At 54.1% G+C, this 16,777-nt stretch carries 17 protein-coding genes; 11 read left to right on the plus strand and 6 right to left on the minus strand.

Translation table 11 applies throughout. The annotated features are described in order from the left end of the window. Positions 1–54: 54 nt before the first annotated feature. Both lnt and I6J23_RS09165 read left to right on the plus strand, forming a co-directional pair. Positions 55–2,001, plus strand: a complete 1,947-nt coding sequence (gene lnt, locus I6J23_RS10760; RefSeq protein WP_239454902.1) for an apolipoprotein N-acyltransferase — start codon at positions 55–57, stop codon at positions 1,999–2,001. A gap of 22 nt (positions 2,002–2,023) precedes the next feature. Next, on the plus strand, positions 2,024–2,842 hold the full coding sequence (locus tag I6J23_RS09165) for a polyprenol monophosphomannose synthase (RefSeq protein ID WP_204581808.1): 819 nt from the start codon (positions 2,024–2,026) through the stop codon (positions 2,840–2,842). A gap of 78 nt (positions 2,843–2,920) precedes the next feature. Here the strand turns inward: I6J23_RS09165 and I6J23_RS09170 are convergent, their stop codons facing one another. After that, positions 2,921–3,310 carry an RNA polymerase-binding protein RbpA gene (locus I6J23_RS09170; RefSeq protein WP_046202337.1) on the minus strand — a complete coding sequence of 130 codons (390 nt, stop codon included), beginning with the start codon at positions 3,308–3,310 and terminating at the stop codon, positions 2,921–2,923. Between the two features lie 203 nt (positions 3,311–3,513). Here I6J23_RS09170 and I6J23_RS09175 point away from each other — a divergent pair, with 203 nt between their 5' ends. From I6J23_RS09175 to I6J23_RS09200, 6 genes are all read left to right on the plus strand, one after another. After that, positions 3,514–3,876: a hypothetical protein gene (locus I6J23_RS09175; protein WP_204581809.1), complete on the plus strand. Its 363-nt coding sequence runs from the start codon at positions 3,514–3,516 to the stop codon at positions 3,874–3,876. 27 nt (positions 3,877–3,903) lie between these two features. Then, positions 3,904–4,587: a YceI family protein gene (locus tag I6J23_RS09180; RefSeq protein ID WP_318744334.1), complete on the plus strand. Its 684-nt coding sequence runs from the start codon at positions 3,904–3,906 to the stop codon at positions 4,585–4,587. Then, entirely contained in the window at positions 4,587–4,772 is a 186-nt protein-coding gene (locus I6J23_RS09185) for a hypothetical protein (RefSeq protein ID WP_046202338.1), read from the plus strand. Before I6J23_RS09180 ends, I6J23_RS09185 begins: the two co-directional genes overlap by 1 nt. A 277-nt stretch (positions 4,773–5,049) precedes the next feature. Further along, entirely contained in the window at positions 5,050–5,544 is a 495-nt protein-coding gene (locus I6J23_RS09190) for a pyrimidine dimer DNA glycosylase/endonuclease V (protein ID WP_204581811.1), read from the plus strand. Between the two features lie 96 nt (positions 5,545–5,640). Beyond that, a complete protein-coding gene (locus tag I6J23_RS09195) occupies positions 5,641–6,525 on the plus strand; it encodes an ABC transporter ATP-binding protein (protein WP_204581812.1) in 885 nt (294 codons plus the stop codon). After that, positions 6,522–7,688: an ABC transporter permease gene (locus I6J23_RS09200; RefSeq protein WP_204581813.1), complete on the plus strand. Its 1,167-nt coding sequence runs from the start codon at positions 6,522–6,524 to the stop codon at positions 7,686–7,688. Before I6J23_RS09195 ends, I6J23_RS09200 begins: the two co-directional genes overlap by 4 nt. 115 nt (positions 7,689–7,803) lie before the next feature. Here I6J23_RS09200 and I6J23_RS09205 read toward each other — a convergent pair whose 3' ends face one another. The 4 genes from I6J23_RS09205 to I6J23_RS09220 form a co-directional block, all read right to left on the minus strand. Continuing rightward, on the minus strand, positions 7,804–8,451 hold the full coding sequence (locus I6J23_RS09205; protein ID WP_204581814.1) for a cation transporter: 648 nt from the start codon (positions 8,449–8,451) through the stop codon (positions 7,804–7,806). 63 nt (positions 8,452–8,514) lie between these two features. Further along, complete coding sequence (locus I6J23_RS09210) at positions 8,515–10,038, minus strand: SulP family inorganic anion transporter (RefSeq protein WP_412523814.1); 1,524 nt, start codon at positions 10,036–10,038, stop codon at positions 8,515–8,517. Next, positions 10,016–10,702, minus strand: coding sequence for a potassium channel family protein (locus I6J23_RS09215; RefSeq protein WP_204581815.1), 687 nt, complete (start codon positions 10,700–10,702; stop codon positions 10,016–10,018). The genes I6J23_RS09210 and I6J23_RS09215 overlap by 23 nt, the downstream gene beginning before the upstream one ends. Before the next feature lie 99 nt (positions 10,703–10,801). Beyond that, the gene (locus I6J23_RS09220; RefSeq protein WP_204581816.1) at positions 10,802–12,187 is read right to left on the minus strand and encodes a TrkH family potassium uptake protein; all 1,386 of its coding nucleotides are present in this window, start codon (positions 12,185–12,187) and stop codon (positions 10,802–10,804) included. Between the two features lie 323 nt (positions 12,188–12,510). On the opposite strand from I6J23_RS09220, the gene I6J23_RS09225 reads away from it, so the two are divergent. The 3 genes from I6J23_RS09225 to I6J23_RS09235 all read left to right on the plus strand — a co-directional run bounded on the left by I6J23_RS09225 (position 12,511) and on the right by I6J23_RS09235 (position 15,478). After that, complete coding sequence (locus I6J23_RS09225) at positions 12,511–13,833, plus strand: MFS transporter (protein WP_239454903.1); 1,323 nt, start codon at positions 12,511–12,513, stop codon at positions 13,831–13,833. A gap of 187 nt (positions 13,834–14,020) precedes the next feature. Further along, positions 14,021–14,557, plus strand: coding sequence for a phosphoribosyltransferase (locus I6J23_RS09230; protein ID WP_239454904.1), 537 nt, complete (start codon positions 14,021–14,023; stop codon positions 14,555–14,557). A 153-nt stretch (positions 14,558–14,710) separates the two neighbouring features. After that, complete coding sequence (locus I6J23_RS09235) at positions 14,711–15,478, plus strand: DedA family protein (protein ID WP_204581817.1); 768 nt, start codon at positions 14,711–14,713, stop codon at positions 15,476–15,478. Here the strand turns inward: I6J23_RS09235 and I6J23_RS09240 are convergent. Then, entirely contained in the window at positions 15,417–16,760 is a 1,344-nt protein-coding gene (locus tag I6J23_RS09240; RefSeq protein WP_239454905.1) for an SAM-dependent methyltransferase, read from the minus strand. The genes I6J23_RS09235 and I6J23_RS09240 overlap by 62 nt on opposite strands. Between the last annotated feature and the right edge of the window lie 17 nt (positions 16,761–16,777).

Genomic DNA, 16,777 nt, shown 5'->3' on the forward strand with positions numbered 1-16,777 from the left:
ATACCGCCACCGAGATAACCGAGTACAGGCCCACCAAGTAGTAATCTTGACGCCATGCCCACACCGCGCCCACGATCAACACCCCGATGGGACGAGGCAGCGCACACACCCGGCCTGTACAACACCACACGCAGAGCCGACTACGGCAAGCGATTCCTCTACACAGTCATACGACTCTCGCTCGCCGCATTCGCAGGGCTGTGCGTCTACGCGTCATACGAACCAAACGGCCTGTGGCTCGCAGCCCCACTCGGCATTGCCTTGCTGATCACCGCCCTACAACCATGGGGCAACAGATCACCCGCACCCAGCGCGTGGCTCGGTGCCCTCATAGCCTTCACCCAGGGACTCATCACCTACCTCTTCTATCTCCCCTGGATCGGAGAATACGTCGGTTCGCTACCATGGATCGCCTTATCCATCGTCGAAGCGCTATATTCGCTGCTATTCGGTGCGGGAACTGTCTTTCTACTTCGCGCCGGGCGTGCTTCCCGAAAGCGTGAACCGCGTGAATTATCTGCTCGCTCTCAGAGGGGAAGCTCAGACTCTGCTCGAGGGGACTCGGCATCGAAGAAGTGGTCCTCGTCGGGGGGGCGTTTAAGTGGTCGTGGCCGCAGCAGTCGAGTCCATCGTACGATTACCGCCAACGAGTTCCTCTTTACGGTCATTGGGATTCCCACGTGGTATCTTGCGGTCGAGTATGCACGGTCGCATTGGCCTTTTGGAGGCTTTGCGTGGACCCGTTTAGCGTGGGGGCAGGTATCTGGCCCCTTGCTATCTCTTGCCCGAATCGGTGGACCCGCACTCATCACTGTGGCAACGGTGACGATGGGGGTCGGAATAACCATCATCTTTCGTCGGGTGTGGATCCCTGGCTTGGTCATTACCCTTATTATCCCTATTGTTGCGGGATTGGCCTGGTCACAGGTGGACGCGGGTCCCAATCCTTCAACTGAGCGCATTGACTCTTTTGCGGCATCGAAAAATGGGGTAGAAGCTCGCGGGTCAGGAACCCAGTCACAATCGATAAAGATGGTGTCCAAAGACTCAGGTATCACTTATTATCGTGCCAGTGATTCGTCGTCACCCGAAAATCTCGTGACAGTCGCAGTCGTGCAAGGCAATGTCCCGCGGTTGGGGCTCGATTTTAATGATCAGCAGCGTGCAGTATTAGCAAATCATCGTGACGCCACATTGGCCTTGGCTCGTCGGATCGAGGAGCATAAATCGCCCAAGCCAGATTTTGTCGTATGGCCCGAGAATTCGTCAGATGTTGATCCTTTTCTTGACCCTCTTGCCCAAGATGAGATTCAACAAGCAGCAGAAGCTGTGGGGGTCCCGATTCTCGTCGGGACGCTCACGCACCCGGGTGACCAGGAGCGCAATACTATCGTCGTCTGGGACCCCGAGACTGGGCCAGGGGAGAGGCACGATAAGGTCTATCTCCAACCATTCGGAGAATACATGCCATGGAGAGGGTTTTTCAGACACTTTTCGTCCTACGTAGATATGGCAGGGAATTTCGGCCCTGGCGACGATAACGGCGTTATCCACGTTCGATCGGGCACAACGAATGCTCTCATTCCAGTTGGCGTCGGCACCTGTTACGAAGTCGCGTTTGATGGCGCCTTCCAACATGCTGTGGAGGGGGGCGCGCAAATCTTCACAGTCCCGACGAATAACGCAACCTTTGGTTTCACGGATATGTCGTACCAGCAATTGGCGATGAGCAGATTGCGTTCTGTGGAATATGACCGCGCCACGGTCGTTGCCGCTACGTCGGGCGTGTCAGCTATCATTCGGCCAGATGGGCGAGTGTCTGAGCGTACCCAGATTTTCACAGAGGGGATTCTCCATGCCCAGCTTCCGCTTCGTGCAACGCGAACCATTGCTTCTTATTCGGCGACGTTCATCGAGTGGGCGCTGTGCGGGCTTGGTGTCGTCATGGTCCTGGGTGCCGCTATCTCACAGCGAAAGCCACAGCGGGTAAAGTCAAAGTAGTTATCAAGAGAGAGGATCACCGTTGACTCAACCGAGCGACAACACATTGGTCATCATCCCGACGTACAACGAAAAGGATAATTTGCCCCTCATCGTGGGCCGCTTACGCAAAGCAGAACCTGACCGCGTAGACGTCTTAGTCGTCGATGACAATAGCCCCGATGGCACTGGTGATCTTGCTGACCAGATGGCATCCGATGACTCCCATATTCACGTCTTGCACCGCAAGGGCAAAGAAGGCCTGTGCGCAGCGTATGTCGCTGGTTTCCGGTGGGGGCTTGATCAAAATTACGACGTGATCTGTGAAATGGATGCCGACGGCTCCCACGCGCCTGAACAGCTTCACCTTTTGCTCGACTCGGTCAATGATGGTGCGGATTTGACGATTGGTTCGCGGTATGTGCCGGGTGGGGAAACCGTGAATTGGCCTGCGTATCGCCAATTCCTATCTCGGGGTGGAAATGCGTATATCAATGTTGTCTTGGGAGCAGGAATCCGCGATATTACCGCTGGTTACAGGGCTTATCGTCGATCTGTGCTCGAGGCCGTGGATCTCGACGATTTGAGTAACGCAGGCTATATCTTCCAAACGGACCTCGCCTGGCGGATTCTCCAGAAAGGCTTCGATGTTCGGGAGGTGCCGATTACCTTCACGGAACGCGAGCTGGGGGAGTCAAAGCTCTCGGGGAACTTCGTGAAAGATTCCCTCCTCGAAGTAACCAAGTGGGGAGCGACGTATCGAGCCGAGCAAGCGAAAGAGCTGTTTACGTCGTCAAAGCGGTTGATTAGGCATGAAGTGCATGAGTTAATCGAGAAGCAAAAGCGACGGTTTAACTCCTAAAAGTCACGACGAAAAACGGATCCGGCCTCTGACTGCGAATATTCGCGGAGAGACCGGATCCCGCTGCGGAAAGCCGAGTTACTTCGACTTGGCTTTTTCTTCTGCTTCTTTTTGTTCCTTCATCATCTTGGCCGCGATACGACGGCGCTGCTTAAGCATATCGAGGCGCTCGTTAAGAAGCTTTTCAAGCTCATCGATGCTGCGACGTTCGCGAAGCATGTCCCAGTGTGTACGGGGTGGTTTGACGGGCTTAGCCTCTGTGCCTTCGCCTTCCACGAGCTCACCGATTTTGCCATTCTGGCACGGCCATTCACCTGGGATTTCAGCGTCGTCGGCAAAAGGAACTTCCCATATCTTTCCGTCCTCGGTGCGGTACTTGACAAGCTGCCGAGGGGCTAGATCATGGTCGCGATCCGTTTCGTAGGAAACGGCGCCCATTCGACTGCCACGGAGAACACGATCTGCCATGCGGGGAATCAGTCCTTACGTCATTGGGGTACGTACTGGTAAAGCTTTACAACTTGAGCGTAATATCGCGCTAAGGTCTAAAGAAACCAGCTATTCATTATAACCGTCGTTACATACAACGATGTTAGCGGCAGATCTGTTCCATGATTGGTACATAACGTCGATCATTAAGCGTCATAGACCACGGATAATGATGGAAGATAATGATGGAAAAGGAACGTTCAACACAGGAAGTCCGTTGTCAGTGGTGCGGGAATCCAGTCGAATACTCGGGGCGTGGACGCAAACCTAAATACTGCTCACGATCCTGCCGACAACGAGCCTACGAGCAGCGCCATGAGGGCCGTGGCGTCGGAATATCGGACTCAGACATCGTCTTGCGGGGCAAGAAAGCACAATACCTATTCGATTCACTATTTGAATTACGTTGTGCAGCGGAAGATATCAACACGGCTGCGCAAGAAGGTGCAACGTCAAGCGAAATTGCTGCTATGACTGGAGATCTTGTGTCGTTGGCGCGAGATATTGAGTCCATCCGCCTGGGTGTTGAGCAAGCTAATACATAAAACACTGCGGCTAGTACCATGGCGCTTATGAAGAAGCCTTGGATCACATTGGTCGTCATAGCAATTGTCACCATTGTCTTAGCATCTGTTGGCCCGGTCGTGTATAAAGCAGCTACCGACCGGGGGACAAAAACTGATTCTCTCACGGACGGCGATGCCAAGGCAGCAAGCACCGATATCAATGGCAGTTGGAAGATTGTCCGAGGATCAGGGAAGAACGCAACATCTGCCGGATATACTTTCCACGAGATTCTTCCTGGTAAATCCAAGGAAACAAGCGGATCAACAAATAAAGTTGACGGGTCATTCATCGTGTCAGATCAAAAGTTGGAAGAAGGATCGGCATCCAGTGATCTGACGTCGATTTCCAGTGATGTTGAAAAACGCGATATCAATGTCCGACGGACCATACTGAACACTGATGAGTTCCCGAAGGCAGTGTTCACAATAAAAGGCCCAGTGGACGTATCATCGTTGCCGGATGACGGACATGCCGATGAGATTACCGTGCCGGGAACCATGGAAATTCACGGCGTGAAAAAAGACATCGACGTGAAGCTAAAGGCACTGCGCACAGGTAAGAAACTGATTGCTTCGAGTACGATTCCGATTAATAGGCGTGACTACGATATCGAATCGCCACAATTCGTCGCAGCTAAGATTGACGAAACGGGCGAGATTAACCTACTGCTAACAATGGAGAAGCAGTAATGAGTGACGAAACACTAATTTGGACACGGTGGCTGCGATTAGCAGTCTTAGCCGTTCTTATCGTGATCGCGCTTATTCAGAAGTTGTGGATCATATTGGTTGTCTTCGCGGTGTTGTTCGTACTCACCATCGTCCAACTGCGCCAGGTGTATCGCTCGAAGAATAAGCAGCGGCCCGCTCAATGATGATCTCCGAAGTCTTGATGTTGCGTGCCTTGGTAATACGTGGCTAAGCGAGTAGAACATCCCGTTACACACGATTATTAAGTCACTGTGACAGAAAGAGTGTTAGGGAGTGTACCCTCAGGGATCTGCGGTTGAGGCCGGTTGGGCGCATATTATCCGCGCTCTGCAGTAAAACACCACAATATATTTAGCCGATAATCTACATTATGTCACTTTAAGGACACTGTATTACTAAGCTCCGATACTCCACATTGTGATTGCGAGGAACACTAAAACTATGCGCATCTGGTCACTACACCCCCGCCTGCTAGACCGTCGCGGACTCGTCGCATGTTGGCGGGAAACTTTACTCGCGCAAAAAGTTCTCCGTGGACTCACTAAGGGCTACACGAGCCATCCGCAGCTGGAAAGGTTTAAGGCCACCGACAATCCCATGTTATCGGTTGCGACATATTTACACGCGCTCGCTGATGAAGCTGACTCTCGTGGATATAACTCTAACCGCGACCGCATCGCCTATAGCTCGGACGATCTAGCCCAGGCTGCACAAGCCCCGAACTCAATCCCCGTGACGATAGGCCAGCTCCGCTACGAACTCCGGTTCCTCGGTACAAAAGTGGCCAACCGAGATCCCGAGTGGCTGTCGTCCACTCTCAACAGTTATCTCCAGCCCACTGACAGTGATGAGAATCAAGTCATTCCCCCAGCTCATCCACTATTCGACGTCATTGAGGGTCCCATCGAATCGTGGGAGAAGGTTAAAGATATCTAACTGAGCAGGAACAACGTATTCTTATCTTTAGCCAGGTACTTTCTAGTTCATCTTCGTCCAGTGGCCCGGTCCTGACCCGTCGTATACCCTGGCGACATGATCAGCGTCCGAGATCTCAACAAGACCTTCGGTAGTAAGCGTGCCCTCCACGACTTATCGTTCGATATTAAGCCTGGGCTAATTACTGGGTTTGTGGGTGGCAACGGCGCCGGCAAGACCACAACGATGCGCATCCTGCTCGGCGTACTCTCCCACGACTCAGGTGAGATTCTCGTCGATGGAGATCCCATCACCAGCGATTACCGCGCGGGCATTGGTTACATGCCTGAGGAACGTGGCCTCTACCCAAAAATGCCGGTGATTGACCAGCTTGTCTATCTTGCCCGCCTGCATGGATCCTCTGCAAAGGCAGCAAAGACCCGCGCAATGAACCTGCTGGAACGTTTGGACCTCGGCAACCGTGCGAAGGACAAGCTCGAAGAGCTGTCTCTCGGCAATCAGCAACGCGCCCAGGTGGCTGCCGCATTAGTACACAAGCCCAGCGCTCTCGTACTGGACGAACCATTTTCCGGCCTGGACCCGTACGCAGTGGACATTACCCTGCAGGTTTTGCAGGAAACTGCAGACACCGGTATTCCCGTCCTCTTCTCCTCTCATCAGCTGGACGTCGTGGAACGGCTCTGCGATGTGCTTGTCATTCTCGCCGACGGTCGCGTGGTGGCCAGCGGCACACGCGATGAACTCATCGAGCAGCACACCGAGGCCGAATGGGAGCTCGTCACAGCCGCAAGCACCGACTGGGTTCACTCAATAACCGGCGCGACAATAACTAGTGCCGACGAGGGACAGGTCCGGTTCCACGCCGACTCGGTGAACGTCGCCAACGAGGTTCTCCGCGAGGCCACCTCCCGCGGACCCATCCACAGCTTCGGTCCTGTACGCCATTCCCTGCATGAGATTTTCGCGGAGGTCACGCGATGAACGCCTCGCCCCAGACTCACTCGTCCCCAGCTCATGGGAACGGTCATCTCGCCTCCGGGAGCACCGAACGTACATCCTTCTGGACCGCCGTCGGCCTCGTGGCCGGCCGTGAGATGAAGGTCAAGATGATGTCCAAAGCTTTCGTGGTAACGACGGTGATCGTGCTCGGGCTGCTCATGCTGGCCGTACTCTTGGCCCCGCGCCTCGGAGATCTCTTCGGTGGCGACGGGAAGAAAGTGGCCGTGACCGCCGAAACGTCCCAGGTGGTACAAGGTCTTGGCGACTCCTACAAGCCTCAGGTCATGGACTCCGCGGAAGCTGCAAAGGACGCCGTACGTAACGGCGACGCGGACGTCGCGGTGATCACAGATAAGGCATCCCCTGCCGGCATTACCGTCGTCGGGCTGGATTCCACGCCAGAGAATATGGTCCAGGCTCTGTCGGTGTCTCCGAACGTGGAGTTACTAGATCCAGACGCCCCTAACCCAGGCGTACGATATTTCATCGCCTTCGGGTTCGGCATCGCGTTCTTTATGATCGCTATCATCTACGGCCAACAGATCGCAGTCTCAGTGATCGAGGAAAAACAGTCTCGCATCGTAGAGATTCTTCTCGCGACAATCCCGGCGAAGGCCCTCATGACTGGCAAAGTCATCGGTAACTCCGTGATGGCTTTCTTGCAAGTGGTGCTGATCGCCGGAGTCCTTCTACTGGGCATGCGGTTTAACAACTCCGTTCTACCGCTCGATGGCCTCAGAGCACCGATCCTATGGTTCGTGTTGCTATTCGCGATCGGGTTCGTGATGATCGCTTCCCTGTACGCCGCGGCCGCCTCCCTCGTTTCTCGTCAGGAGGACATCGGTTCGACGTCGATGCCCGTGATGATGCTGATTATGATCCCGTACGTCGCGGTGATCTTCTTCAATGACAACCCAGAGGCGCTGCGGATCATGGCACTTATCCCCTTCTCTGCCCCCGTGGCAACGCCACTACGCGTGTTCTTGGGCCAAGGCACGCTCTGGGATCATCTTCTCTCCCTCGGCATCCTGCTCGTGGCGACCGCACTGGCGATCTGGTTTGCGTCGGCTATCTATGAGCGCTCTATCCTTCGCACGGGCCAGGCCATTAAGTGGTCCCAGGCCTTGCGTGCCCGGGCTGACTAGCGCACCATACCCGGAACCACACAACGAGGGTCACGGCTTGGTCCGATCCAACTGAAGACGTGACTGGACCCGCCTTTCCCCTTCACTAAATGAAAAGGAATTCACTTACGGGCAGCTATCGCTCAGTAGCGGCAAGCGCTTCATGGGACGTGGCAGCACACGACTCCCCTTCCCACGCTTCCTTGCCCTCATGAACAGCAAGAGCAGCCACGACCAGGGCAGCTACAGGGTCCGCCCACCACCATCCGAAGAGCCAGTCCACAACCAATCCGACCAGCACGGCCACTGACAAGTACGCGCACACCAAAGTTTGTTTAGAGTCAGCCACCGCGCTGGACGAACCCAAGGCCCGTCCTGCGTCTCTCTCAAGAAATGACACGAGAGGCATGATGATGACACTCGCTATCACCATGCCCAAGCCGACAGCGCTGTGATCAGGTTCCCGATGATTCACCAAAGCGATGATTGACTCCACAGCGACATACGCGGCAAGCAAGAAAAACAACCACGCGATCAACCGCAGCGTGGGCTTCTCCCACCGCTCAGGGGCTCGTCGGCTATATTGCCACGCAATTGCTACGGCAGAAGCAACCTCAATCGTCGAATCGAGGCCAAAACTCACCAAGGCGCCCGAGGAGGCAAGCCGCCCCGCACTCACTGTTACCACAGCTTCAACCACGTTGTACGCAATCGTAAACGCGACAATGAAACGAATACGCCGTTGTAACTGGTGAACACGGTGGGAACTACCTATTTCATTCACAGTTTTATTGTGCTCTCCAAGGCAGAGAACGGCACATTTGCACCCCACCTGCCTATCCGAGAACTACTCGTCCACGATCGTCAGTGAGGACAACCGACGTAGACGCTCTAAGCTGGCGCCCGTTGCTCCCACAACATGAACATGTTTACCGCGCTGACGATACTTATAGGCGATAGATTCCAAAGCTGATACGGCGGAAGAATCCCACACCTCGGCCTCAGAGACATCAATTTCGATAGTTTTCGCAGAGTCAGTGTAATTAAAGCTGAACACCAGATCGTTACTCGACGCAAAGAACAACTGTCCCCGAACTCGGTACCGACTGGTCTTGGAGGAATGGTCCACCCGTTCCACCGTCACCATATGAGCAACGCGACGAACAAACATCACGCTCGCGCCCAGCACCCCGCACACGACGCCGACCGCTAGGTTATTGGTCACCACTGTCGCGATAATCGTCGCACCCATCACCGCTGTCTCACTCAGTGGCATTCTCCGGAGCGTTCTCGGGTCGACCGAGTGCCAATCCATCGTCGAAAACGCGACGACGAACATGACGGCGACCAACGCAGCCATCGGAATCTGTCCAACGATCTCCCCTAGCGAAACCACAAGAACGAGGAGAAATACGCCGGCGAGAAGCGTAGAGAGGCGTGTACGAGCTTGGGCATGGCGCACATTGATCATCGTCTGCCCGATCATCGCGCAACCGCCCTGACCTCCAACGAAGGCACTAGCGACATTCGCGATTCCGAGCCCCCATGACTCCCGCGTTTTATCAGAGTGCTGGTCTGTGATGTCATCAACGAGTTTCGCGGTCAGCAATGACTCGATGAGACCGACGATGGCGGCCCCCAGCGCGTACGGCGCGATAACGCCGAAATGGTGGAACCCGAACACCACATCCGGAATGATCAAGGACGGCACTCCATGGGGCAGTTCTCCCTGATCACGAACGGTGGGAACGTCGATATGCCCCAGAATGGCCAACGCTGTCACAACCACAATGGCCACCAAGGGGCCCGGAATGACGCTGTTCACGCGTGGCCAGATAATCATGATGGCAAGGCTTATGACAACGAGCACGTAGACCATCCATGGCACATGAATGACGTGTTGAAGCTGGGCAAGAAAAATGAGGATAGCTAGGGCATTCACAAAACCATTCATGACGCTTCGCGGGATAAAGCGCATTAAGTTGGCGACGCCGCCGAGACCTAGGGCAATCTGGATCATTCCCGCCAACAACACCGCGGGAACCAGATAATCGACTCCGTGGTTTTTCACCAGCGGAGCCATGACTAGCGCCACTGATCCCGCCGCGGCCGTGACCATCGCAGGCCTGCCACCGGTAAAAGCGATCGCCACGCACATGACGAATGATGTAAATAAGCCAACTCGTGGATCGACGCCTTCGACGATCGAGAAAGAAATCACTTCAGGGATGAGAGCAAGCGAGGTCACCAACCCGCCGAAGATCTCTGTACGGAACCGACCCCACGAGGATAAGGCCGAGCGAAACGAACCGACCGTCGCCGGATGGTCGGTAACGGCATCCTTCACACTATTTCCGGGCAAATGTTTCAATCCGCTCTGGGCTTCCTGCGAGGATCAGTGCATCCGTAGGTTCAAAATCACGGCCATCGGTCGCCGGAACCCACTGGCCACCGTCGCTTCGTACGGAGACCACGTGCACTTTGTAGTCCTCCCACAAGCGGCGGTTATCCAGTGGATCGCGAAGGAGCACTTTATTCGGCTTCGTCATAATCATACTATAGTCCTTGTCGAACTGCACGAATTCCTGGATGTGACCTCCCAGCATGTGCGCGACCCGCCGACCCGTATCGGCCTCTGGGCGAACCACGTGGTGAACTCCCAATTGGGTCAAAATTCGCCCATGGGCCTTTGAATCCGCTTTGGCCCACACATCCTTAACCCCAAGTTCCATCAGGTTCGACGCCGTCAAGATGGAGGCCTCAAGATTCGATCCAATCGCAACAACAGCTCGACCAACCTGATCGACACCCAACTGACGCAGGGCCTCAATATCAGTTGAGTCAGCGACGGCAGTATTCGTGACGATATCGGCCGCATTCTGGACCATCCGCTGCCTACTGTCTATTCCCATCACTTCGACACCGTGGTCCGTCAGTTCTCTAGCCATTGCAGACCCGAAGCGGCCTAAACCAACAATAACGACCGGCGCCAGATTCATCTTCGGACGGGGTGTTGATGAAAAGAAATGCACCATCGGGATTGTCCTCCCCTAGTTGCGATTTTACTAATCCTGACGTGGCTGGACGGGTTATTACACTGTGCCAGGACTTTAAAACCACTCTCGTTCCAGCGTCTAACCAATGAAGGGCCGTTCTTCTGGATAGGAAAAACGTCGCGCTTTGTCTTGACCTGCTAACGCGGTCACCAACGTGATCGGGCCAATGCGTCCCAAATACATAATGAAGCACAAAATAATTTGCGACGAGCCCTGCAGCGACGGCGTGATACCGGTCGTCAAACCGACGGTGCCGAATGCTGAGGTGACTTCAAACAGAATCTGGGAGCCAGTGAATCTGTTTTCGATCAACATCAATGAGATGACACCAACCGCTATCAGCATGATTCCCAGTGCGAATACTGTCATCGCCTGCCGGACAACCGAATAAGAGATTTTTCGGTGTCCAATGACGGTGTCGGTCTCGCCACGGAATTCTGCGATCATTGCAGCCACGAGGACAAGAAGCGTTGAAATTTTTATACCACCCGCGGTTCCTGCAGAACCACCACCGATGAACATGAAAATGTCAGTGATAAAAAGTGTCGACGGATGAAACTGCCCGTAGTCCACTGAGTTGAAACCCGCGGTACGAGGAGTTACGGATTGGAAAAAGGCGGTGAGAATTTTTTCACCTATCGGCATTCCAGCCATGGCTTTGTTCCATTCCAAGACGCCAATCACAAACCAGCCGCCTAAGACCAAAACGCCTGTTCCGATGAGCGTCAGGCGAGACGTCACGCTGAGATGTCCTAGTCGCTTCTCTCGGTTTGACCAGTTCCAGCCACGTAAAACACGGATCCTTAGCCTCGTGACAAGTTCGCGAAGGACCGGGAAGCCTAATCCGCCAATGACGATGGCACCGGCCAGGGGAAGAAGAATCCACGCATCCGCAGCATACGGAACGAGGTTATCTTTTCGGAGGCCGAAACCCGCGTTGTTAAATGATGAAATTGCATGGAAGAGGCCTTCCCCCATAGCGCGATCACCCGACATTCCGTAGTGATTGGCAAATCGCGATGCCAACATCAGAGTTACAGCGCCTTCTGCAAGGGCTGTAAAACCAAGGGTGGCAATAAGGGTGGATTTCACGTCGCCAATGGATAATGTGCGCCCTTCTGCAGCGGCATTCATCCGTAGTCGTAAACCAAACCGCCCCGTAAGAATCATCCCGGCTAGAGACGTCAAGCTCATAATTCCCAAACCACTCAGTTGAATGAGTGTGGCAATTATTATCTTGCCCGCAATGCTCCAGTGACCTCCCGTATCCACGACGGTCAGCCCCGTCAGTGAGACCGCCGAGGTCGACGTAAAAATTGCTGTTAATGGGTCCGTCGCCGTGTGCGTAACACTGGAAAACGGCATCATCAGTGCTAGAGCGCCGACAACAATAAGCCCAAAGAACCCGATGGACACCAACTGTGTCGGATTGAGGGAGCGCCCACCTATTCTTCTTTTTGCCACGAGAGGGAATAGTAAGCCTGCACTCGGCTCAGTGCTAGTCGGATGCACAAAACAACACCGAATAATTCCATTATATGAGACTTGTTTTTCGCATTTCGGGAAAGTATTCTTTGGCTACTTGACGTGTCTAGATGGCGTCACCTCTGCCGACTAGTCGCCCAAGGTCCTATAGCCAACCTCTTTTGCTATATCAGCTATCTGCCCATAAATACGTGAAGCATGTACATACATAAAGCATGTATTGAGTAAGAAGGACTATTCGCGTGACTTCTGCTACCCGAGCGCCGAGTTCCACTACCGCCTCCCCTGGTACAGTCTCCCCAATGACAGATCCATCGATGCGTCGGAAAATTATCGTCGCATCCATGGTCGGAACAACAATCGAGTTTTATGATTTCTATGTTTACGCCACAGCTGCGGTAGCGGTTTTTCCCTATTTATTCTTTCCAGATAATGACGACCCTACCGTTAAACTTTTCGCATCCTTTGCGACGTTCGGACTCGCTTTTCTCGGTCGGCCACTCGGCTCCGTCGTCTTTGGGCACTTCGGTGACCGAATCGGTCGCAAAGCAACGCTAGTCGCCTCGCTGCTCACCATGGGTATAGCGACATTCATCATTGGTTTATTACCGACGTATGAAACTATTGGTTTATTCGCGCCGGCACTTTTAGCACTCATGAGGTTTAGCCAGGGGCTCGGCCTTGGTGGAGAATGGTCAGGAGCCGCACTTCTGGCCACAGAAACCGCATCAAAAGACAAAAGAGCATGGGCTGCGATGTGGCCGCAATTGGGAGCACCAATTGGTTTCTTGGTGGCCAACGGGTCCTTCCTCATCCTCGCGACCACATTGGGTTACACCATCGGTGACACGTCTGGCGCATTCATGTCATGGGGATGGCGTATTCCGTTCCTCTTTTCCTCAGTCATGGTCATTATCGGCCTATGGGTTCGTTTCTCATTAGAAGAAACCCCCGTCTTCAAAAAAGCCGTCGAATCCGGCAAGCGAGTCGACGCACCACTGGCAGAGGTCTTCAAGACGTCATGGATTCAAATCATCCAAGGCACCTTCGTCATGGTGTCCTGCTATACGCTCTTTTACCTCATTACCACGTGGATTTTGTCGTACGGCATTGGGAAACCTGAAGACTCAGCGGGGCTGGGAATTCCCTACGAAGAATTCCTTGTTCTCCAGCTCATCTCTGTACTGATGTTTATGGGAACTATTCCCTTTACAGCTCTGAGTGCCGATAAACGAGGCCGTCGGAAATCATTACTCACGTCATCGGTCGCCATGCTCGTTTTCGCGGCCCTGTTCCCTGTGTTGCTGAACTCTGAGTCAGCGAACGAAATGACGGTATTGATCTTCCTCATCGTGGGAATGGGTGTGATGGGGTGCATTTTCAGCCCCATGTCCGCAGTTCTGCCCGAGCTCTTCCCCACTAACGTCCGCTACACCGGATCGGGAATTGCGTACAACCTTGCGTCGATTCTGGGAGCTGCCATCGCGCCCTTCATCGCAACATGGCTTGTTACTCGGTTCAGTGTCGATATGGTCGGTCTATACCTCGCTGTCACCACGGTGATATCCATAATCGCTATTTGGGTAATCCCAGAAACTAAGCACAAAGACATGAGCGAAACGTAGTGAAACATAACGTGACGTAGAGCAACAGCCTCTACGTTTCGTTCTCACCCACTCTCCTATTCCTGGTCACACAACGGTCTGTTTTACAATCGGTACACGACTTTTCAGCCGAAGCTAGTGTGACTCATCGACCATGTGGCCGACGTGCTGGCACGGATCAGTTCCCTGCGACAACGAGGACAAGGATATGGCGGCGTCAACGAACTCATCAGATACAAATAAGGGTCCGGTCATCGACGGAGCAACCGAAGGTGACCGCGAGGAGCTAACATATGAAAAGTTCGGTTGCGCCATGCGTGAGCTCGCTCAAACAATCATTGATGACTATGAGCCCGACCTTATCTTGTCCATTGCTCGCGGTGGTCTCCTGATTGGTGGTGCGCTCGGATACGCCATGGGGATTAAAAACGTATCGGTCATCAATGTCGAGTTTTATACCGGCATCAATGAGCGCCTTGAAACACCCATCATGCTGCCACCCACTCCGGACGCGGTAGATCTCACGGGAATGAAAGTCCTCATTGCCGACGACGTCGCCGATACTGGAAAAACGCTGGAGCTCGTGCAGGAATTCTGCAAAGAAACGGTCAAAGAGTCCCGCACTGCGGTTATTTACGAAAAACCTCAGTCAGTAATTAAATCGGACTACGTATGGAAATACACAGATAAGTGGATTAATTTCCCGTGGTCAACCCTGCCCCCGGTTAAGCCCAGTAACAAGTAATCCTTGCCCCATGAGCAATGGGATACTCGCCGTAGCAGCTCCAATGCACGTCGCAGGCAACATGGAGTAGCCTAGAGCGCTTGAGAGCAAGACTACTGCCGGGGCTCTCGTCGGTGACTACGCGATTTGAGTTGATTGGGGTGTGAGCGAAGCATGTTCGACGTCAATATGCTGATCAATACTTTCGGCTTCATTGGCGTCCTCGTCATCATCTTCATGGAAACCGGCATGCTCATCGGCTTCATCTTTCCCGGCGATACTCTGCTATTCACCGCGGGTATTTTGGCAGCCCAGCCTCACCCCTTCGCGCACGTGTGGCAACTCATGCTCACCGTTCCCCTCGCCGCAATCGCAGGCGACCAAGTCGGCTTCTTGTTTGGACGCAAGGTTGGCCCACGAGTTCTCGAATCCAGAGCGATGACCTGGATGGGTCCGCGAGCCCTTGATCGCACTCATCATTTCTTTGATCGATTCGGCGCGCCCACAGTCATGCTTGCGCGTTTCATCGGAGTAGTTCGCACACTTACGCCCGTCGTTGCAGGCGTTTCTGGCATGAAACACCGAACGTTCACTCTTTGGTCCGTCATCGGAAGCACGATATGGGGCGCAGGAGTGATAGCAATTGGATACTGGTTAGGGGGTATTCCTCTAATCGACAAATACGTTCACTGGTTTATCATTCTTGGATTGTTGTCCGTCGTCATACCGGCTTTGTTCAAGGCCACCCAACTCGCGTGGAGAAAGCACCGCAGTAACCGGGATCAGACCAATCAGAATGCCCAGGGCACCCAGGACGCTAAGGAAGACTCCGCAGACGTTGCGTCGGAATCCGTTGCCGAGCCTTCCACCGCCCCTTCCTCTACTCGCTCTTCTTCGGCTTTAGAAGAACAAACTGAGCGACATCCAATTCACCGCGCATAAACAAGGCTTCTTGCAGCGCTAAGACATAGAACCACAAACGTCGGTAAACACGATCAAAACCGGCAGCTGCTGCAGCATCGCGATTAATCGCGAATTCGCGTCGCCACAGTGGCAACGTGACACGCAAATGATCGCCGCAATGGACCTCGGCCCGTTCCACCAGATCGGTATACCGCATTAGCGCATCGCGGACATTCTCCACCGTCGGATATTCCAACGCTGGCCACACATAACCACGCATGATCCCGAGAGCTTGGAGAGAGTTCTCCGAAAGCCCAGTGTTGATGACGCTCTGTATGCATGCCCGACCGCCGGGAGACAGCATCCGCCCAATTGCTCGCAAAAACGGGCGCAAGCCTCCTACGCCCATCGTTTCCATGCGTTCAACCGACATGATTGCGTCATACACACCCGACCATTGACGGGGGCTCGGTATCGGCCCACTGATGGTTTCCACGTGAACAGCACCCGCCAGCTTCTCTTCCCACACAATGCGCCGTATGTCCTCAGCGTAAACGGGGTCCGACGTGAGAACATCGACGGTGGCGCCTCGTCGAGCAGCAGTCACGGCAAGCGTCGCACTCGATGCTGGGAACTCGAGCACTCGCGAACCAGGCCCGACGCGACATTCATCCAGCATTTGGTTCACGCGTCGGTACTGGGCGGACTCGATATCGTCATATGACACCGACTGTGGCGATTCGTACCGTGTCACGTCGACAATGGTGGTTTTGTTTTTCCAATTCAGCGTCTCAGTGACAGATGTCCGCGAGCTCGTCGCAAACAGGGGGCTTCCCCAAGTTTTTGAGGGGCCCGTACAGAGTTCGATGAGTTCAAGTGGCAGTTCACCTGCACGAGGAACGCCGGTCACTTTGTTCCGCGACCACCGGGACAGCATTTTCCCCCACCCTGCCTCGATGTCGTGATCGAGCAGGGTTGCTAACACATCTGCAAGAGGTATCGCATCCCATTCCCCCGCGACGTACCCTTCACCTAGGCCAAGGAAACCTGAGTCAACCATGCGGTTCATGACATTAGGGTCATACACCGACATCCGCATCGGTTCCGAGGAAAATACTGCTTCAGGGTTGTAGGCAATAGGTGGTTCGGGATCGATGTCTCCAATCCCGATGGGTTCGTCCGGTACGGAAATATCTACTGAGTCGAGGAACTCTTCGAGTCGATCATGGACTGCACTGGCTCTCGCCCCCATCATTGGTGCGGAGGGTTCTCGGACGAGATTAGGCCACGTTGTGGGGTCAATATGCCCTTTATTTTTCACCTGAGCGGCTACTCCCT

This window comes from Corynebacterium kroppenstedtii, assembly GCF_016894245.1.
In the GTDB taxonomy this organism is placed as follows: Bacteria; Actinomycetota; Actinomycetes; order Mycobacteriales; family Mycobacteriaceae; genus Corynebacterium.